This is a genomic window from Vibrio sp. KUL78, from assembly GCF_059725505.1.
Genome location: NZ_AP045838.1, coordinates 1,756,260 through 1,777,372 on the forward strand (window position 1 = coordinate 1,756,260; position 21,113 = coordinate 1,777,372).

The following is a 21,113-nucleotide window of genomic DNA, read 5'->3' on the forward strand; positions in this document are numbered from 1 at the left end:
TGAGCTGTTGTCCAATGCGATCGATGTTGATAAAAACGATCAAGGTCAGTTGAGCATCGCTAATCTTATCGCTGACCATGGTTCAGTCATAGATAATCAAGACGGTACTTATACCTTTACCCCAGATAAAGACTACAACGGACAAGTACACTTCACCTACGACGTGAAAGACGCGCATTCAGGTGTCACCCATACGGGGGCGACCATGATCTTAGCTCCGCAAGATGATGCAGCAACCATCGGCGGAAAAGATACGGGAGATGTCACCGAAGACCATAATTTGGCTTCGAGCGTTTCAGGGTTAGCCGGACAGTTGGATACGTATGGCACACTCACGGTAACAGATCCAGACGCGGGCCAGTCGGAGTTTGATGCCAAGCTTTTAGCTAACGCTTATCACACCCCGCTCGGTGGGCGTTTGTACATCAATGACAGAGGCGATTGGGGTTACTCAATTGACAACAGTAAACCAGCTATCCAACAACTTGGGCAAAACGAAACCCTCACTGACACCATCACCGTTCACTCCAAAGATGGCACCACACACGATATCGTTATCACCATTCATGGTGATAACGATGCGCCAACAGTGTCCGCAGAAGTGCAACTCAACTCGGGCAAAGAGGACTTAGTTCAAACCATTACTAAGGCTGAGCTGTTGTCCAATGCGATCGATGTTGATAAAAACGATCAAGGTCAGTTGAGCATCGCTAATCTTATCGCTGACCATGGTTCAGTCATAGATAATCAAGACGGTACTTATACCTTTACCCCAGATAAAGACTACAACGGACAAGTACACTTCACCTACGACGTGAAAGACGCGCATTCAGGTGTCACCCATACGGGGGCGACCATGATCTTAGCTCCGCAAGATGATGCAGCAACCATCGGCGGAAAAGATACGGGAGATGTCACCGAAGACCATAATTTGGCTTCGAGCGTTTCAGGGTTAGCCGGACAGTTGGATACGTATGGCACACTCACGGTAACAGATCCAGACGCGGGCCAGTCGGAGTTTGATGCCAAGCTTTTAGCTAACGCTTATCACACCCCGCTCGGTGGGCGTTTGTACATCAATGACAGAGGCGATTGGGGTTACTCAATTGACAACAGTAAACCAGCTATCCAACAACTTGGGCAAAATGAAACCCTCACTGACACCATCACGGTTCACTCCAAAGATGGCACCACACACGATATCGTTATCACCATTCACGGTGATAACGACGCGCCAACAGTATCCGCAGAAGTGCAGCTCAACTCGGGCAAAGAAGACTTAGTTCAAACCATTACTAAGGCTGATTTGTTGTCCAATGCGATCGATGTTGATCACAATGACCAAGGGCAGCTGACCATCGCTAACCTTGTTGCCGATCATGGCTCAATTCTAGACAACCAAGATGGCACTTATACTTTCACACCAGATAAAGATTACAACGGTCAGGTTCACTTTACATACGATGTTGTGGATGCTCACGGCGGCACAACACATACGGGAGCAAATACAACTCTAGCCTCAGTCGACGACAAAACCACGATCTCAGGCGTTGATCATGGGACTGCCATAGAAGATATCGGCACACATATGTCGACCAATGTTAACATCATGGATGCCGTTGATTGGCAAGCGTTACAAATCACGGATGTGGACAGCCCTAATACACAAGTAAAGGTTGAGTTTGCCGGGCAACAATATACGTGGGACTTGGGCAGCGACCTGGACGTAACCACTCCGTATGGTAAGTTTCAATTTCATACTTTGGTGAGTGGGCCACATGCGGGTGAACATTCATGGAGTTATATCGGTGACAACTCTAACGTTCATGTTCAAGAGTTAAAACATGGTGAATCACTCACTGAATCGATCAAGCTAATCGCCGCTGACGGCACTGAGTTCCCAATAACAGTAAAAGTCAGTGGTACCGAGGATGGGGTCGTCATTGATTCTAAATCCGAGCTTGGTCATGTAGTAGAAAACGCGCAAACAGGTGCGTCTGTTGCAGGTAGTGTGATGGCTCATGATACCGACCTTCATGACTCTGTGCGCTGGACACCAACACCTGTGGGTGGTGTTAGTGGTCAGTATGGCTCGTTCCATCTAAGTGCCGATGGCCAATGGCACTATAATGTTGACCAGAGTAAAGCAACTAAACTTGGGGAAGGGCGTGAATACTGGGAACATTTTACCATTGAGGCGGTATCTACTGACGGTAGCAAGGTTTCACAAAATGTGTCAGTTGTTGTTCATGGTAATAATGACGCACCAGTGGTGAGTGGCGAGGTAACTTTACCCTCCGGTAAAGAAGACTCGTCAATACATATTACGCAGGCACAACTTATCGCCAACGCGACGGATGTCGATTCAAACGATAGAGGTTGGTTGCACGTTCAAAACCTAACGGCAGACCACGGTAGTATTACCGCTAATTCGGATGGCAGTTTTACTTTCAACCCAGATCCTAATTACAACGGTTCCGTTCATTTTACTTATGAAGTAGCTGACAAACATGGTGGTCAAAGTACTGCCCATGCTTCTTTAACGCTTCAATCTGTCAATGATGCACCAGTGCTTCATATAACACCACTAACACCAGTTACAGGAGTGCTGACAAACACTGATCCAGATATCGGCGATACACACCACTATTCCGTTTCATCCTCGACGGGTCGTTTTGGTAATTTAACTCTGGACCCAGATACGGGTGATTATAAATACGTACCTAGCGGCAAGGTTTTAGGTATGAATTATCATCCGGCTGGTAATCAGTATAGTGCGACAGATACGTTTGAAGTGACCGTAACGGACAAAGCGGGTAGTACATCTACCTTGTTTATGACATTTGACCTGAACGGAAACGTTACTGCGCCAGCGGCCCATGGCCAGTCTCCTGCGGTAAGTGTCCATGTAAACGGTCAGCCGATGGTAACGAGCGTTATGCCAAATCAAGGTAGTACGGTGGCTGGAGTGACAAATAGTGTCTCAATAGATTTGATCGCTGCCAGTGATTCCGGGCAGTCTCATACGGACAATATTACCAACCAAGCGACCCCAACCATTGCAGGGCATACCAACATCCCGTTTTCACTGGTGAAGTTATATGACGGTAACCAAGTTGTTGGCTCTGGATTCTCTGATGCTCAGGGTAACTATCAGATTGCGGTTAATGCATTGACGAACGGCGCTCATAACCTATCCGCTAAAGCTCTAGATCCTTCAAGCGTGATACCCGCGGTTTCAAATTTACTGCCTGTGACCATTGATACACAGCCGCCAAGGCCATCGGTGACGGTAGATAGTATATCTACCGATAACGTTATAAATGCGTCTGAATCTCAAGGGGTTGTAACTATCACAGGCAGTGTATCGGGCGATGCGGAGCAAGGGGATGTGGTGACATTGACGGTAGGAGGTCATTTGTATTCTGGTGTCGTTGGCAGCTCTCTTCGATATCATATTGATGTACCGGGGGCAGAACTTGCTCAGACGACAACGGTTAGGGCAAGCATTACCAGTTCAGATGTCGCTGGGAACTCTGGCACTGCATCGGTTGATCACCATTTTGATGTTGATACGACGGTAGCAAGCCCCTCTATCAGTTTCGAGAGCCCCGGCCCAGATAAGTTATACAGTAAAGCTGAGATAGCAAGAGGAGCGGCAGGGACCGTGACGGCAACCGTCCACGCGGCGGCCGATGCTAAGGTTGGCGAGCATTTGAACATCAATGGTGTGGACCATGTTTTGGATGCGAATGCCATTCAACATGGAATTCAATTAGAGGTTGCACCAAATACCCTTGTCAAAGCGGTGATGACCGATGAGCATGGAAATGTGAGTTCTGCTCTTAATGTATCGGCGGGAGCAAAACCTGAACCTATCGTCGTGACGGCCCCAAGTGGCAGCCACCATATCAGCGCGAACCTCGGTGTTCCAACCCTGATGCCGTCACAAACGCCAATTCCAACCTCACAGCACGGCTGGAAAATATTGGTTGGCGGGCATTATCAAACATCTTACACAAGCCAGTGGGGGACACTTAGTATTGATCCCCAAACAGGGCACTTGAGTTATCAAGAACATGCGAATGTTCATACAGGGCCTCACGGTTCTGCACAGAATGTTGGGGTTCATGAAGATCATTTTCAGATTGCTCTACAAGGTTCTCACCATGATGATGTTGTATTGCATGTGCAAGTCAGCATTTTGAGTCACGGTCCTGGAAATAGCGGAAAGTTAACACTAGGTAGCGAGGTTCTTGATATGAAGGTCACACCTGTGCTTCCCCACACATCACCACCGCCTCCACCGCCACCACCGAAAGATGCTTATGATGAACCAGAGCCGGATCTCCTAAACGAGAACCCTCATGAGCTAACAATCATGGCGGAGCTGGGGATTGAGCATCATAAATATGGCGATGATTCGCCGATTGAGAAACATACAGCCGCAAGTACCTACATGGAGCAATTGGGGATCGGAAAACAGGATGCTCACACAGATAATTCCAGCGCAAACTTGCCTGATGATATCGATATTGTGTTCAATGATGCGGACCAACACGATACGAAGTTTGATCATCACGAAGATGCGAGTCATCATGGCGATCATAGTGGTCTTGAGCATCTGCAGGATACGGGCAGCGAACACCATGATGTGGATGATCCAACGCTACCGGATGATCCGACCCGCTAATCTTTAGCTGCAAACAAAAACGCCCTTGTCATGCAAGGGCGTTTTCCTATTCGAAGCGTAGGCTACCGCTCCCCGAAAGCTCGGCTTACATTGGTATAGATTGGCTTCCACAGGTATTGAAAAACAGTCTTTTCGCCTGTTGTGATGTCCACCTCACCCGTCATGCCCGGTAGAATCGCAAAACGCTCTGGGTCATCTCTGAAATACGGCTTATCAACCGAGACGGTCACTTCATAAAAGATGTTGCCTTTCTCATCCTTTGTGGTGGTCGGAGATATCGACTCAACCACTCCGCGTAAGGCGCCAAAGCGGCTGTAGTCAAACGCATCGACCTTGACCCTTGCTGGTTGTCCCTCATTAACAAAACCGATATCGCGAGGGGATAGTTTAGCTTTAAAGTCAGCCTTACCACCAATAGGGACGATCTCTACCACGGTGCCGCCTGGTTGGATTACGGCGCCTGCTTTAGTACTTGGAATGCTTTGAACCAACCCTTGTACTGGCGATATTAATACCGTGTTAGACAGCTTTGCCTCGCCTGAGCGAACTCTCGCTTCAAGCGCTGAAAGCTCGGAAGCGGCTTTTGAACGCTGATCGGCAACTTCCACCTTGGCTTCTGCTAAAAGCTGAGAGATCTTCTCATCGTTAGAATCTGCTTGTTTCAACAGGAGTGCTTTCTTACCACGAGTTTCTTCAATTTGCTGTTCAATAGAGGCGACTTTTTGCTGCATCTCGAGCACGCGTAATCGAGAAATATTGCCACTCTTTTGCCCACGTTGGAGGATTGCCAATTCTTGTTTTGATGCCTGCAATTCGCGTTCATAGGCAGGGATCGCGTTATCGGTGCTTCTTAGTTGTTCCGCTATCTGCTCTGCCTCTTTTTCAAGCACAATTCGCTTTTGATAGTAGAGGGCTACCTGAGCGCTGCGCTGTGCTTTTTGCTGGGCAACCAATTCAGGAAACTGCGCTTCATACTCAGAGAAGTCTGGTTCTCGCTCGTCAATCAGCGAGTTTAAGCGCTCGATTGTTAAGTTGAGAGAGGCTTGCTGAGCCTTGAGCTCCTCTAAGGCAGTGGTTTGAAAGGTCGCGTCAAACTCGACCAGGACTTGTCCTTCTTCAACTAAGTCCCCCTCAGATACCGAAATCGTTTTGAGTTTGCCACCTATATCGCTTTGAATAATCTGCCTTTCTCCTTCTGGGATCACGGTACCTTGAGCTTTGGCAATTTCATCGACTTTGGTAAAGGCAGACCACGAGATAAATGCTACCACCGATAAGGCTATCGCTGACGTTGTTACAGAAAGAAGTCGTCGAGTCTGCTTGGATTCAATAGCTTCGGCGTAATAATCCTTACTCATTAGCAACGATCTCCATAGGTTGTGGTTGATTGTCCGAGTCTTGGCTGTCTAAAGCGCCAAAGTAGGCCACTGCGCCTTGGTTAAGTACCAGAACTTTGTCGGCAAGCTTAATCAACTCGGTATCTTGTGTGCTGAAAATGACCGTGGACTTACCGCGTTTTTCATTTAGAAACTCGCTAAATAGTTCTACCGAGCTAGGCGCTGAGTCTTGCAAAGGGCTATCAAGCAAGTACAAGGGGTAGTGGGTGGCGAGTGCTTTGGCGGTTATAAGCATCCGCGCCTCAAATCGAGAGAGCAAGTCGTACATACTGTCTGGCCATAAGTCGGCTAAATTGCTATCAAGCTCTTTATCTAATGAAGCGAGCCACTCTTTTCCACCGGCTCTTTCGATAGCGGATATGATACGTTGATCGTCGATATCTTGTTTGTCAGAGAACCAGTCTCTGATACTGGTGAGTAAAACTTGTGGGTGAGCGGCTTGATAGAACAGCCAGTGTCGAAATAGGTGCGGTGCATATTGATTTAAGTTGATACCGTTTATGTTGACGACACCATTTTGCACGGGTTGAAAGCTAGCGATGGTGTCAATTAAGCTCGTTTTCCCGCTATTTGAGGGACCCGTTATTGCAATGATTTCCCCTGGCTCAATAATGGCTGAAACGCCACTTAGCGCTGGCTTGGCTTGTTTGGCGTAACGAAGCGTGACTTGATCAAGCTCGATACGTGGTGGCGACTGCTCGAGAGTATGATGATGATAGCGGTAACTTTCCTCTGAGTTCATGCTTAAGGTGCGATTAATCTGCACCTCAGTTTGCTTCAGTTGTCGCAGACGGGATGCATTATTTGCAAGCGTTTGCGCGGGCCCAGTGATCCTTGAAATCAGCATCATGGTAGCAATCAAACCACCTGCTGACATGACGTTTGTGAAGATAAGCTCGATCCCCAGCCCAATCACGGCGATGGTTGATAGGATTCCGATCGCGTAGTAGAGCGAAGTATATTTTGCCTGATGTAGGGATTGCTTGAAGCTGTTGGTGGATGCTAGATGGTTTGCTTTATCAAACTTCGAAAGCCATCCATCGATCATTTGGCTACTGCGCATGAAGCCTAGTTGTCCTGAGAGCTCGGCGATAAGCGTTTGACGGTTAGCCCCGGCAACAGTGGATTGGTTAGCTCTTACCGCAGAGTGCTTGATAGAACGCTTCGCAACAAGATAGTAGAGGCAGAGTGAGATTATCGGCACCAGAACTAACCAGCCGCCTAGAGCACCGATTGCAATTAGAAAAACCAGTACAAATGGGATATCGAATAGGGTATTCCCCAGTGGACCAGAAAGCACGCCAGCAATGCGTTGTGAAAAGCTGAGTTGGTTGACGTGAGTCTGTTGAGGTGTGTTCTTGCTCACCTGGTAGCTTTCAGTAAGGACTTTTTTAACCAAAGCATCGGCTATTTCTCGACTAATCCTACTCGCTACTGTCGCTAAGGTTTGACTTCGTATAACACGTAATAGCCACAGCAGAGCAAACAGCAGCGTTGCACCAATGGCAATCCCAGTCAGTTCATGCGCTGCGTCTCCTCCAATCACGTGGTCGTAAATAGACATGGTGATAAACGGGATGGCTAGTGCGAACAAGTTTGCTACCAAGCTGGCGAGCGCAACTTTCGGGATAATATCTCGAAATGCATCGAGGCGACTGCCAAGCCAATTGGGGTCCGGCTTATCTGGTGGAGAGTCTTCCAAGAGGACAATATATTCACACTCTGTTGAGGCTGCTTCCATTGCTTCTTTGCGCAGATAGGCGACAAGGCCTTTTTCTGACACATGAACAGAGACCTTATACTCATACTTAGTCAATGCCGCATCGCTGCTTAGTATTCTATAAGGGACGTTTAGGCGGTCGAGCATGCTCAAGTAGTCTTGCAGATCTGACAGACCATTTTCTTCCACCCATTGATTGGCGAATACGTCAATGTTGCTGTTTACGTCTAGTAGTCTCAGAGATTTTAGCGAGGCGGTTTCAAAACTATTCATCTGATGCACCTCGTTGATTTTCTCCGGTTTCATCTACGGTAATAGTCTGACTTGCCAATTGCTTGAAGACCGTATTGTGAGTGACTAAAGCGAGAGTCCTACCGTTACTAGACTCGTTCTCTAGGACCGCCGCAAGCTTTGGCCAAGTATCTATGTCGAGATCAATCTCTGGTTTATCTATCAATAGAAGTGGCGTGGGTTTAGCTAGTTGGAAGCACAGGTTTATTAAACGGATACTGCTGTGGCTGAGCGGTATCGTGGGCATGTCTGCCAGTTTTGTTTCAAGACCATCGGGTAACTGAGTCAACACATCATAAAGACCAAGCTGTTTACTGTACGACAAGGCACGCTCGGAAAGCTCTGGATTGAATCCACACAGGTTATCCAAGATTGAACCTTGTAAAATCGAACCACGAGAGCTCAAATAAGAGGTGATAGCTGCCATGGAGTTGGGGTCCGTAACCACTTGGTCAACGCTCGCCTCACCGTCAACGACCGTATTGACTCCAGCCATCACCGCGAGCGTCTGCCCTGCGATTTCACCATTGGGATGTTCTACAAGGTAAATTTTTCCGCTGTTGAGTTCGGTGTTAAGAGTGATATTTTTCCCGTACCGCTCGAATATGACATTCTGATAAGCCACGCGATTAAAAGAAGTCAAATCGCTATTCAACCCTTCTTTGTGTGGCGTCAGTTTTAGTAACTCTTGCACGCTTTGAATCGAGGTTTGCATATTGGCGTAGCGGATATTGAGATTTGTGAGTGCTGTTAATGGGGCGACAGCTCTGCCAGCGAGAATAGAGCAAGCGGCTAAACCACCCGTGGTTAGCTCTCCTGAAAGCACATGTGAAGCACCGGCGATAACGAGGACTACTGATGTCCCCAGAGACGCCAGGTAAATACACTCTTGAGCAAACGCGTTTTTTCTCTCATCGTCAGCGGTGATGAGTCGATATTTTTGGTTGATTTTCTTAAACGTAGAGAAGGTACGATACTCGGTTGCCTGACGTTTAATTCCAAGTAGATTTCGAGAAAGTCCAATGAGAAATCCAGCTCTAAGATCGTCGAGTTGAGCGTGCTTCTCACTTCGGCGCTTGGCTCTTTTTCCCGAAAACCAAACGATTGAGAAGGTAATCGCCCAGACAGTCAACGGTACGAGCACTAAAGCTCCGCCTACGTAGTAGATTAAGAAAAGAAACAGTAGTGCGAATGGAACATCAATCAAACCAGATAGTAACCCGCCCGAATATATATCCTTGATCTTAGATATTGACTCCAACCCATTCTGAACCCCTCCAACCTTCAGCTTTTTAATCTCAGCGGTTGGTGAGCTCGCGAGGACGCGCACAGCTGAGGCATAGCGAGCCTTTTCCATATTCGAGGATTCTGCCGCCAGTATCCAACTTCGTGCAAAACGCAAGAAAGCATCGAGAATAACGGCAACCGTAGCGCCAAACAGCAAAAGCGTCGCAGTTCCATAACTTTGGTTGGGAATAATGCGATCATAGATTTGTAGAACGGTTAATGGAACCGCTAGGGAAAGAATGTTGATCAGTATCGAGGGTATAAGGACTTTCCTTATACCTGATAGGCCTGCTGAAAGTGTCGTCTCCATACGTAATCCACTTATGAACCATATGAATTAAGATTCGGACAGAAATAGCGAACTTTCAAATAGTAACCAAGGAAAATGTTATCTAAAGGAATTGTATTTTTGAAGTTGAAGATTTGAGTCTTATATCGAGGAATAATTTGAACGTGCGGATGAGAAAAGTTCTATTTTTAAACAAGAGCGCTCAATTTACAGGGAATGTAATGAAAATCTCGAAAAGGTCGTTTCCAATCCATGTTCATATCGTCACTATCATTATATTCGTTGTTGTTATTGCGTCTGGAACGCAGATGGCACTTAGTAATACAGCGATGTCAGAGGTGATTTTTAAGGCCAATAGTAAGATATTTGAACGAATAGCTGAGCAAACTAAGTACCAATTAAATAGTCACTATGGCACAGCGTTCTCTGTACTGGGTAGTTTCTCTAACAGCCACAGCCTCAATGCCTCTGTTGGGTTTGAGCGGTTACGGGTTGTACCCGAAGTGATTCATTTGCTCTCACGGTTTGATCATGTGCAGACCTACACCTTTTCTTTCAAAGATGGTGATAGCGTTATCGTAAAGCGAGTATCAGAAGACTTGACTCCTGATATCGTGATTAACAATCAGCAATCGCGATATATCGTGGCGCATGAGATTGGTGGCGTTGTCGAGGTTTACACATACGATCGCAGCCTCAACTTTGTTGAGAGGCTAGAGGTCAATGAGGAAGAGTTTCACCTCGCCTATCAAGATAACTCGTCAGTCACCCCAGGGCGTAATACGATTTCCAAACCGACTAAGCTCGCTAACTCGACTGCAATGGGGGTTGTAATATCACAGGTAAATCAGCACGGGCTGAGAGTTTCTGTTCATGTCATGCTCAAAGATCTACACCAAAGTTTGCAAGATACACTGACCAACGAATCCTCTATCAGAGTGCTGTATAACGACGATGGCGCTGTGTACGCGTTTTCTAGCGGTCTTAGTAGTGAAAACAATGGTGACATTTTGCAGATCGCTGATATTAATCGAGACATTGTCCCACATGCGATAGACCGAAAAAAAGGAGGTGTTGAGCTCGGGCGCTTTGAATTTCAGAAAGAAAATTGGTTTGGGCGCATCGTTACCATCAAACCGCTCAACAGTGAGCACATCCATTTGTTAATGGCGACAAAGGCGTCGTCAATATTTGATGAAGGACTATTGATAAAGCAGCAAACCTTGTATGCGTCATTGATAGTGTTACTGCTGATGCTCCCCTGTATCTACTTGGTCTCAAGGCTTATCTCAAAGCCTATTGTGAGAGCGACCGAAAAAGCGAAAGCCATTGAGAACTTCTCGTTCGATACTTCACCACTCCCGCATAGTTATATCAAAGAGATACAAGAGTTGAATCATGCCCAAATGTCGACTCAAGCGACGATATCTCGATTTATTACGCTGACGGATGGGATCGCACGTCAGCAAAACCTCGACAGCATGCTTGAGCTGGTGTGTGGTAACACAGCTGACTCAGTCTCTGCTGATGGGGTATTGCTGTACTTACTTGATGGGAAAAGTGATGAGTTGGTTCCTCATGTTGTCCAGTTTAATAGCGCGCAAAATGTTCACGCTAAAAGTATTTCCACGCAAGATGCGACTCGGTTTATCGAACATGTTTTTGTTGGCAAGAAGATTCAGGCTTTCCCGTTACACGATCTCAACCACCTGCAAGTTGAAGCAAGTCTTCCCGAAAAAAGTGAAGTGATATACATACCGCTGAAAAATAGAGAAGAGGTCGTTATTGGTGCACTTGGCCTGATGTTTGAGAAGGGAGGTGCAGAATCGATTTATCGAGAGTATTCCGACTATTTGCAGACGCTACTTGGTTACGTATCTATTGCAATTGAAACTCAGCAAATGCTGGAGTCTCAGCGGGCTCTTTTGGACTCCTTCATTCAAGTGTTTGCTGGCTCACTTGATAAAAAATCGCCGTATACAGGTAATCACTGTCAGCGAGTCCCTGTCTTAACCGAGTGGCTAACACAGGCGGCGCACGAATCCACATTAGAGCCGTTTAATGACTTCCACCTTAATGATAAAGAGTGGCAAGAGCTAAAAATGGCAGCGTGGTTACATGACTGTGGCAAGATCACTACGCCTGAACATGTGGTTGATAAATCCACGAAGCTCGAAACCATCTATGACCGAATACATGAAATCAGAACTCGTTTTGAAGTGATTAAGCGAGATAAAGAAATTATGCTGTTGAAGGAAAGTTTTGGCGAATTGAGTCAAGAAGCAAAGCGTGATCTGAAGGAACTGCATACACAAATTGATGATGATTTTGACTTTATCGCGTCGCTTAATATTGGAGGTGAATTTGTCAGCGATGAAGACCTTAAGCGGTTGGAGCGAATAGCAGAAACTCGGTGGATACGCACCTTAAGTAAACGCAAGGGCATTTCTTGGGGTGAGAGGCAGCGTCATCAAACAGAAGAGCAACTCCCCCAACAAGAAACGCTGTTGGCTAATATGCCTGAGCACCTTATATCTTGGGATGCCCCTCACCAAAGCGATTCACGTTTCACGATGAAGCCAACTCAATACAAAGCAAACCAGGGAGAGGTTTATAACCTGTCGACACGCAGGGGGACGCTCACTGAAGAGGAACGCTTCATCATTAATGATCACATCATTCAAACGATTCAAATTCTAGAATCTTTGCCGTTCCCTGCACATATGCAAAATGTCGCGACTATTGCTGGTGGACACCATGAAAAAATGGATGGCACTGGCTATCCGATGGGACTCAAAGGAGAGGAGATGCCGTTAGCAGCGAGAGTTATGGCAATTGCGGATGTGTTTGAAGCTCTAACCAGTGCCGATCGTCCTTATAAAAAAGCCAAAACACTGTCAGAGTCACTTAAGATCATGAGTTATATGGTTAAAGATAACCACCTAGATGAATCTTTGTTCAGACTGTTTCTGACGTCTGGTGTTTATCTCAGGTTTGCCAAGGAGTACATGTTAGAAGAGCAACTGGATGAGGTGAACATAGCACAGCTTCTTTAAGTCGAGAATTTCAACGATGCCTCGCATTTTTAACTTAATCCTTATGCTTTTGCCGACACATAAAGCGGCTATTGGTAATCTGAACCACGTTTGTCGAAACTTGCTTTCATAGGCTTCAGATCTTAGCGCCTCTCATCTGAGCCCAGTAATAAGGAAACATCGTGAGTAAACCAATGCTGCACTTCGAAGTGGTCAATAGCGAAACCCAATCACTTAAGCTCCACATTGTTCTAGAAAACAGCACGGAGTCTCAGCTCCATGATTTTGTATTGTGTTTTGATATGCCGCGATTTCTAGATAAAAGTAAAGTGGTCAATGGTGTAGTGAAAAGCCAAGTTGGCTCTCATATTGAACTGGCTCCACTTGAAGGAATGAGCGTTGCTGCTGGAGAAAGTTGGACAGTAACGATTGAGAGCAATACCAGCGGGCTGTTTAATCTGTCAGAAAGACCTAACGGACCTTACTTGAAAGTCGGTAAGGAGTTCATCGAGGTTGCTGTTGGTAGCCATAGCATGCCACAGCCTGAACCGCTTGAACTGAACGCTCAACCAATGCCAGCACCAAAAGCCGGTGTGATTCCTCAGCCCAACAAAGTAGTGGCAAAGCAAGGCGTGTTCATTTGGCAAAACTCGGTGTCGGTCAATGTGGCGAATGAAGTCTCTCACAATGCGATCGCTTGGCTAACACTGCAGTTTAGTGATACCCAGTTTGAACAGACTGACACTAATCCTATTGTTTCTTTTGTAGAGGTGCAGCAACTCGCAGAAGAGGCTTATCAATTAACTATTAGTGAGGAAACGGTAAAGATAGAGGCTTCAAGCTCTAGCGGGTTTCTTTATGGTGCTGTAACACTCGCTCAGTTAGTGGTAACAGGACGAGATATAGTTGATTGTGTGGTGATTACAGATACGCCTCAATACTCTTACCGAGGTCAATTTCTTGATTGTGCTCGCTCATTTCACGACATTGTTACGGTCAAATCTGTCATTGACCAGATGGTTTGGCTCAAGCTCAACACCTTTCATTGGCATCTAACCGATGATGAAGCATGGAGAATGGAAATTGACGCTTATCCGATGCTTACCAGGTTAGGTGCATGGCGCGGGGAGGGAGAGGTTCAGCCTCCGCAGTTTGGGTCTGGTTCGAATCGTTATGGCGGCTTTTTTACTAAAGCACAAATTGCAGAAGTGGTTGAGTATGCGAAGGCGCGAGAGATCACTGTCATTCCTGAGGTCGATATACCAGGACATGCGCGTGCTCTCATTATGGCGCTTCCTCATTTGCTGATTGAGAAAGAAGACACTTCTGACTATGTTTCGATTCAGCAATATCAAGATAACGTTCTCAACCCGGGCCTGCCAGCGACTTACGACGTACTCGAAACTATCCTTGATGAGGTGTGTGAGATGTTCCCTTCGGAGGTGATTCATTTGGGTGGGGATGAGGTACCTGCTCATGTCTGGGAGAAATCTCCAGCCTGTATTCAGAAAGCCAAGGAGCTAGAGTTTGAAGATGTTAGACAACTTGAAGGACACCTGATTTCGCATCTAGAGCAATACCTAGCAGACAAAGGCAGACGAATTGCAGTTTGGGAGGAGGCGAGTCACGGCAACAAAATTACCAACAATGCGACGGTTTGTGCATGGTCAAATAGTGCAGAGGGACAAAAAGCCGCAAAAGCGGGGTACCCCGTTATTATGTGCCCTGCTCAAGCGACTTACCTAGACATGGCCTGGAACAAAGACATCAATGAAACGGGTGTATTGTGGGCGGGCACGATTGATCTCAAAACCGCCTATCAGTTTGAACCATCTAATATTGAGAGCAGCCAACAAGTGATAGGGACGCAAGCGTTAGTTTGGACTGAGTTTGTGAAAGATAAACAAACACTAGAGTTTTTGTTATATCCAAGATTGTTTGCTGTCGCTGAAGTTGCCTGGACATCGACACAAAATAAAGATTGGCCGCATTTCTTGCCTAGGGTTTCCGCCCAGCTCTCTTATCTAGAGAGTAAAGGAATCAACTATCGTAGGGGTTAATTTGTTGATTTAAAGCCAGCTTTATATCAGTTGGCTTTCATTTTCCGCTATATGTCGATCTACAAAAGATCGGCATTGCAAGAAACTCATTCTTAAAATACTCTATAATGCTGCGTTAATTTTACCGCACTAGCTACGTCCGTAGTTTCCACAAGTTACAAGGTAAAATATGAACTATCCAACGACACTTCCAGGAACACACAAAGCCGTACTCAATACAATTATTGAAGTTCTATCCGTTGATTCTCGCCTTTGCGGTATTGCAGCAAGCGGCTCGTATGGCTCGAACAAAATGGATGAGTACAGCGACCTCGATTTGGTTATCGCGATTCACCCAAATGATTATCAAGAAGTCTTCGAACAGCGTTTTGAGATTGTGAGTCAGATAGAAGGCTATACGGCAGGCTTCTCTGGTGAACATGTGGGCGAACCAAGATTGATCGTTTCTATCTTCGCACCGGATGCAATCCACGTTGATTTCAAATTCGTCTCACTGCCAGATGCCGCTAATCGAGTAGACGACTGTGCGGTGCTTTGGGAGAAAGGGACACTGCTAACCGATGTATTTGCGACAGCTGTACCCGCCTATCCGCGACCAGACCCGCAATGGATTGAAGACCGTTTTTGGATTTGGACTCACTATGCCGCAACAAAAATTGCTCGTGGTGAGTATTTTGAAACTCTTGAGCTTCTCTCATTCTTGCGTCAAAACGTTTTATCGCCCCTAGCGCTGAAGCAGGCGGGGCTTACCCCATCTGGTGTGCGTACGATTGAAAAGCGACTTCCTGAGTTTGCCGAAAAACTGGCTAAAACGGTCGCAACAGTAGATAAGCAGTCTTTGATCTTAGCGTTTAAGCAATGTGTCTCTCTTTACTTAGAGTTACGAGACAACGAATTCGTCGAGCGTAACGACAGAGCTCAAGAACTTTGTTATCAGTATTTTCAAGATAAGTTTGGCCACTAAAAAGTAATAATCCGCCTTCTAAGAAGGCGGATTATTACTGGCGCATGAATGCGTGTTTAGTGGTTAACCGAAGATGAGAAAATATTGATGATCATCGTCCCAAGAAGGATAAAACCAATCCCCACAATCGCATATATGTCGAGTTTCTGACCATAAGCCAGCCATGAAATACCCGCCACCAAAACAACGCCAGCACCACACCAGATCGCATACGCAATTCCTAGTGAAAGGGTTTGCACTGCTACGGCGAGTAAATAAAAAGCGAGACCATAACCCACCAAGACCGCAATTGTTGGTACGATAGCAGTAAACTGTTGAGTTTTAGGAAGCCAAGATGTGGCAAATACCTCAAGCCCGATAGCGATGGCAAGGGCGAGGTAGGGAGGAATTGATAGCATGTGTGGCGCCTGGAGTATGAATATTGGTCGGCAAGATAACACACCTTTGTTTCAACTTGGTGGCTTTGATGCGGCTAACTAGTAAAGACATTTCAAAACGAGCTGTTTGATAACAAAATATTATTGAATAAATAATTAATGATAATTTAACCTAATTTATGTTTGTCCATATACTCTCCTCATCGACACAAGGTCTGACACAAACAACACAAATTGGGGTAACAAGTTATGAAAATGAATCACGTAGGCATCATGGTTGGTGACATGGACAAAGCGGTAGAGTTTTACACTAAAGCGCTTGGTCTAAAAATCGTTATGAACAACACAAAAGTCATCGAAGAGCGTGAAACAGCGATTGGCAGAATGTGTATCGCAGTATTCGGTGAAGGCTTTAAAGGCTTCAACATCGCTCACCTAGTCACGACAGATGGCATCGGTGTCGAACTGTTCGAAATGAAAGAGCGTCAAGAGCGCCATGAAGTGGATTTCTCTCGCCTAGGTATCTTCCACTTCTGTCTACAAACAGACGATTTTGCAGGTGCGATTGCACGCACTGAAGAGTTCGGCGGTAAAGTACGCATGGATATCATGCGCTACCACCCAGAAGATGATAGCAAACCAGCGAAAATGGTGTACCTAGAAGACCCGTTTGGTAACTTGTTTGAACTCTACTCGCACACTTACGAAGAAACTTACGCGTCTGATTACGAGTAATCAAAAGCGGAAGAGTTAGAAAAGGTTGGCATTGAGCCAACCTTTTTTCGTTTTGGACATATCGACTGAAGAGCTCTCAATAGAAGGTTTCTTAAGTTGATTATGCGAGGTGGGCTCGGATTGCAGCGATCTATTAGATTACCGTATAGATAGGCATCTTTAATTCATCGCCTTAGCTCAAGAAACAACAAGTTACCTATATGTATCAGTCACCCTGATGGTATCTGTTTTTGCAGGTCGGCCTTCATTCGATATATTCAGCAACAACAGGCGGGGTGATGGAGTATTCGGCTATTCACTACAGATATAAAGGTGAGGTGGTTACGATGAAAAAATTAACTCAATGTGTACTGGCTGCGTGCTTGATTTCGATGTCCTCATTCTCGTTTGCGAACAGCGATGATGTGACTTATGGGGCTTATGTTGGTGAAAAAGAGGTAGTTATACGTGATTATGTCAGTACAAAGGTGAAAACCTGCCTCTATAAAGGCAGTACTGAAATGCCGCTTGAACTAAAGTGGGGTAAAGCGCTGGAGTGTCCGGAGCACATCAAAATCGACGGCAAAATTATTCATGAAGGCGATGGCCTAAATACGTCGGGATATATCCGTATCTAGTATCAACTTCACTGAGAGTAAAACACCGAGCCTAGCGCTCGGTGTTTGAGAATTTGTCGTGTAGAGTAGATTGCGTTACGCAGTTGCAGGCTCTTGGAGCACTTCGATACTCGCACGGCTAACATCTTGGTCGATGTATGCCATGCCAAGCGTGTCCAAAAAGGCCATTCGATCTGCATTTCGTAAGTCGATCTCTGGAATTGCCAAATGGTTGTCTTGGTATAACTTAGCGATGTGCGCCATATAAGCCTCGCCGTCACGCATCATCAATAAACTCATAGCACCCACGTCAGGTTTTACGCTTGTCTGCTGTTTTTCGTTGAGGTTGACCTGCAATACAACCGGTTCTTCGACCCCTTCAAATCTCACACTACGTTCACGAACGGTCTGCAGTGCCCAATAATAAGCTAGCTCTTTACTTTGGGTTAGGAATACAGGCTCAACGATTTCTGTGTATTGGTTACCTATTGTAGCCATGGTGGATTTAGCAACTTCATTGAGCGCCTTATCACCTGAGCGTTTGAGCCCTTGTGCTTGAATTGACGCGACGAGAGCAGAAGAGGTGCCGTGGTACCACGTGTTGCTGGTGGCAAATCCCTTGTCTGATAGAAGGTTTTTTGCGTCTTGTAGATGTGGGGGAGTTTGAGTGGTCATAGGGCTGCCTCTGTGGTTATTTTTGTGGAGGGTGGGGGTTGGGAGCACGCTGTGGTTACCCCCTCTAGCTCCCCCTATATAGGGGGAGAACTTCGGGCTTGTTCCTAACGTCACGTAGCTCTTTAAGAAATGGCAATGCGTTAGCGAGCCAGCTGTTCCTCCCCTTGCTAACGGGAGGCTAGGAGGGGTCAGCTCTTTAGTCAAACTGGTTCGACGTATTCAGTTCACCAGCTGCTTTTAGCGCATTTTCGCCTGCAAAGTACTCTTTGTGGTCATCACCGATATCTGAACCAGACATGTTTTGGTGTTTAACACACGCGATACCTTGACGGATTTCTTGACGCTGAACGTTCTTAACGTAGCCAAGCATACCTTCATCACCGAAATACTCTTTCGCTAGGTTATCTGTTGATAGCGCAGCGGTGTGGTACGTTGGTAGCGTGATTAGGTGGTGGAAGATACCTGCTTCACGTGACGCATCTGCTTGGAACGTGCGGATCTTGTCGTCAGCGCGTTTCGATAGCTCGGTTTCGTCGTATTCAGCGCTCATTAGGTTTGCACGGTCGTATGCTGATACATCTTCACCTGCTTCAACCATTGCGTCGTACGCTTGTTGGCGGAAGTTTAGCGTCCAGTTGAATGACGGCGAGTTGTTGTAAACCAGCTTCGCGTTAGGGTGTACTGCACGTACGCCGTCCATCATCTCTTTGATTTGACCGATGTGTGGCTTCTCAGTTTCAATCCACAGTAGGTCAGCACCTGCGTTGATAGCTTCGATACAGTCAAACACACAGCGGTCTTCACCGGTACCTGAGCGGAACTGATATAGGCCAGAAGGTAGACGCTTAGGACGAACTAGCTTGCCATCACGGTTAAAGCAAACGTCGCCTTGCTTCATGTCTGCTACATCGATTTCTTCAACGTCTAGGTAAGAGTTGTAGATGTCGCCTTGGTCGCCCGGCTCTTTCACTACTGCAATTTCTTTAGTTAGGCCTGCGCCTTGTGAGTCAGTACGTGCAACGATGATGCCGTTGTCAATGCCAAGCTCAAGGAATGCGTAACGTAGCGCGCGCAGTTTGGCATGGAAGTCAGCGTGAGGTACGGTTACTTTACCGTCTTGGTGACCACATTGCTTCTCATCGGCTACTTGGTTTTCAATCTGTAGACAACAAGCACCCGCTTCAATCATTTTCTTAGCCAGTAGGTAAGTCGCTTCAGCGTTACCAAAACCTGCATCGATATCCGCAACGATTGGCACAACGTGAGTTTGGTGGTTGTCGATTTTGTCTTGGATTTGGTCTTGAAGGGCTACATCGCCAGCTTCACGTGCTGCGTCTAGTTCACGGAATAAGCCGCCTAGTTCACGTGCATCCGCTTGACGAAGGAAAGTGTATAGCTCTTCGATAAGTGCAGGAACAGATGTCTTCTCATGCATTGACTGGTCTGGAAGTGGACCGAAATCAGAGCGCAGCGCTGCAACCATCCAACCAGAAAGATATAGGTAACGCTTATCAGTCTTGCCGCCAAAATGCTTCTTAATAGAAATCATTTTTTGTTGGCCAATGAAACCGTGCCAGCAACCCAAAGACTGAGTGTACTGAGACTTGTCTGCGTCATACGCTTCCATGTCTGCACGCATAATATCCGCCGTGTATTGCGCGATATCTAGGCCAGTTTTGAATTTGTTTTGAGCACGCATGCGAGCAGCAGATTCAGCATCGATTGCATCCCATGGCGTACCTGCAGCGCGTTTTGCAACTTCGATCATTTCGATATCTTGATTAATTTGCGACATAACTATTCCTTAGTTTCACGTTGGATATAGGGTGGCCAGTGGCCTGTAGTATTAACTTGTTGTTATGGACAAATCCTAGCCGCTTGTGTGATAATTTTGTTAATTTATAGTTGTTATACTCGGTATTTTTGTTATGAATATTGCTCGTATTGACCTTAATTTACTTGTGTATTTAGACATGCTGCTGCGAGAGCGCAATGTGACCCGCGCAGCGAATCAGTTGGGCATCACTCAGCCAGCGATGAGTAATGGATTGCGTCGACTGCGCGACTTGTTTGAAGATCCACTTTTGGTGCGAACCAGTGAGGGGATGATCCCGACCGAGCGTGCCCAGAAGCTTCAGCCGCAGATCCGAAATATTCTTGCTAATGTAGAAAAGACGGTGCAAACCACGACTGAGTTTAATGCTGAGGACAGCGAGCGCGTGTTTCGTATCATGGCCAGTGACTATGCCGAGTCCACTATCATTCAACCCTTACTGGAAAAGCTCAGCGAAATTGCACCAAAGATACGTTTAGACATCATGACGCCAAGTGATGTCAGCTATCAGGATGTTGAGCAAGGTACTGTTGATATCGTCATCAACCGCTTTGATGATATTCCTCAGTCCTTCCACCAAATGAGCCTGTGGCACGATGGCTTTTCTTGTCTATTCAGTCGCGATAACCCTATCGCAGACAACTTTGATTTGTTCTCTTATCTAAAGGCACAGCATATCTGGGTCAGTAAAACTGGCATGGGAACTGGGCACGGCGTCAACCCCAGTCAAGCGCAGAAACTGGGCTGGATAGATGAAGCCTTAATGAAGATAGGTAAAACCCGAAACATCACGGTGTTTACCCGTCACTACCTATCCGCGATTCTTTTTGCACAGCAGAAGAATCTGATTTTGACCATTCCGAGCAAGGCAGCGCAATCACAACGCAACAATCCCAAACTGCTTATCAAGCCAGCGCCATTTGCAATTGAGCCGTTTGAGGTCAAGATGGCCTGGAGTCCACTGTTGCAAAGTAACCCCGATCACCAATGGATGCGCCGCCTAATAAAAAGCGTCGCCAATGAGCTAGAAAGTGGCGTAACGGAGTAACTGAGAACGTCAATAATAGGGGTATTTTTTCTATGAATGTTAACTATAAGTGGCATAAATTAGTCAAATTCTCCTCAGTTACGTAGATTTTTAAGCAGTGGTCATCGACTAA

Annotated in this window: 13 protein-coding genes; 7 read left to right on the forward strand and 6 right to left on the reverse strand. The window is 46.3% G+C overall.

The window, feature by feature from the left end:
- The first annotated feature begins 7 nt into the window (after nucleotides 1-7).
- Nucleotides 8-4,693: a cadherin-like domain-containing protein gene (locus AC6I8Y_RS24235; RefSeq protein WP_498022057.1), complete on the forward strand. Its 4,686-nt coding sequence runs from the start codon at nucleotides 8-10 to the stop codon at nucleotides 4,691-4,693.
- A 62-nt stretch (nucleotides 4,694-4,755) separates the two neighbouring features.
- On the opposite strand, the gene AC6I8Y_RS24240 is transcribed toward AC6I8Y_RS24235, so the two are convergent.
- From AC6I8Y_RS24240 to AC6I8Y_RS24250, 3 genes are read right to left on the reverse strand one after another with little or no spacing between them, the layout of a single operon-like run.
- Nucleotides 4,756-6,051: an HlyD family type I secretion periplasmic adaptor subunit gene (locus AC6I8Y_RS24240; RefSeq protein ID WP_498022058.1), complete on the reverse strand. Its 1,296-nt coding sequence runs from the start codon at nucleotides 6,049-6,051 to the stop codon at nucleotides 4,756-4,758.
- On the reverse strand, nucleotides 6,044-8,083 hold the full coding sequence (locus AC6I8Y_RS24245; protein WP_498022059.1) for an ABC transporter transmembrane domain-containing protein: 2,040 nt from the start codon (nucleotides 8,081-8,083) through the stop codon (nucleotides 6,044-6,046). The genes AC6I8Y_RS24240 and AC6I8Y_RS24245 overlap by 8 nt, the downstream gene beginning before the upstream one ends.
- The gene (locus AC6I8Y_RS24250; RefSeq protein ID WP_498022060.1) at nucleotides 8,076-9,698 is read right to left on the reverse strand and encodes an ABC transporter transmembrane domain-containing protein; all 1,623 of its coding nucleotides are present in this window, start codon (nucleotides 9,696-9,698) and stop codon (nucleotides 8,076-8,078) included. Before AC6I8Y_RS24250 ends, AC6I8Y_RS24245 begins: the two co-directional genes overlap by 8 nt.
- A gap of 200 nt (nucleotides 9,699-9,898) precedes the next feature.
- Here AC6I8Y_RS24250 and AC6I8Y_RS24255 point away from each other — a divergent pair, with 200 nt between their 5' ends.
- The 3 genes from AC6I8Y_RS24255 (at nucleotide 9,899) to AC6I8Y_RS24265 (ending at nucleotide 15,736) form a co-directional block, all read left to right on the forward strand.
- Entirely contained in the window at nucleotides 9,899-12,733 is a 2,835-nt protein-coding gene (locus AC6I8Y_RS24255) for an HD domain-containing phosphohydrolase (protein WP_498022061.1), read from the forward strand.
- Nucleotides 12,734-12,894: 161 nt separating this feature from the next.
- Nucleotides 12,895-14,772: a beta-N-acetylhexosaminidase gene (locus AC6I8Y_RS24260; RefSeq protein WP_498022062.1), complete on the forward strand. Its 1,878-nt coding sequence runs from the start codon at nucleotides 12,895-12,897 to the stop codon at nucleotides 14,770-14,772.
- Between the two features lie 169 nt (nucleotides 14,773-14,941).
- Complete coding sequence (locus AC6I8Y_RS24265) at nucleotides 14,942-15,736, forward strand: oxalate:formate antiporter (protein WP_498022063.1); 795 nt, start codon at nucleotides 14,942-14,944, stop codon at nucleotides 15,734-15,736.
- A 56-nt stretch (nucleotides 15,737-15,792) separates the two neighbouring features.
- Here the strand turns inward: AC6I8Y_RS24265 and AC6I8Y_RS24270 are convergent, their stop codons facing one another.
- A complete protein-coding gene (locus tag AC6I8Y_RS24270) occupies nucleotides 15,793-16,134 on the reverse strand; it encodes a DMT family transporter (RefSeq protein ID WP_498022064.1) in 342 nt (113 codons plus the stop codon).
- A gap of 228 nt (nucleotides 16,135-16,362) precedes the next feature.
- On the opposite strand from AC6I8Y_RS24270, the gene AC6I8Y_RS24275 reads away from it, so the two are divergent.
- Together AC6I8Y_RS24275 and AC6I8Y_RS24280 are read left to right on the forward strand one after the other, a co-directional pair.
- Nucleotides 16,363-16,848: a VOC family protein gene (locus AC6I8Y_RS24275; protein ID WP_042477932.1), complete on the forward strand. Its 486-nt coding sequence runs from the start codon at nucleotides 16,363-16,365 to the stop codon at nucleotides 16,846-16,848.
- Nucleotides 16,849-17,174: 326 nt separating this feature from the next.
- Nucleotides 17,175-17,465, forward strand: coding sequence for a hypothetical protein (locus tag AC6I8Y_RS24280; RefSeq protein ID WP_498022065.1), 291 nt, complete (start codon nucleotides 17,175-17,177; stop codon nucleotides 17,463-17,465).
- Between the two features lie 75 nt (nucleotides 17,466-17,540).
- Here AC6I8Y_RS24280 and AC6I8Y_RS24285 read toward each other — a convergent pair whose 3' ends face one another.
- The gene (locus AC6I8Y_RS24285; RefSeq protein ID WP_394150063.1) at nucleotides 17,541-18,119 is read right to left on the reverse strand and encodes a hypothetical protein; all 579 of its coding nucleotides are present in this window, start codon (nucleotides 18,117-18,119) and stop codon (nucleotides 17,541-17,543) included.
- Nucleotides 18,120-18,315: 196 nt separating this feature from the next.
- A complete protein-coding gene (locus AC6I8Y_RS24290; RefSeq protein ID WP_042470702.1) occupies nucleotides 18,316-19,914 on the reverse strand; it encodes an isocitrate lyase in 1,599 nt (532 codons plus the stop codon).
- 133 nt (nucleotides 19,915-20,047) lie between these two features.
- Between AC6I8Y_RS24290 and AC6I8Y_RS24295 the strand changes: the two genes are divergently transcribed.
- Nucleotides 20,048-21,001 (forward strand): LysR family transcriptional regulator, encoded by a 954-nt coding sequence (locus AC6I8Y_RS24295; protein WP_042494951.1) that lies wholly within the window; start codon nucleotides 20,048-20,050, stop codon nucleotides 20,999-21,001.
- Nucleotides 21,002-21,113 lie beyond the last annotated feature (112 nt).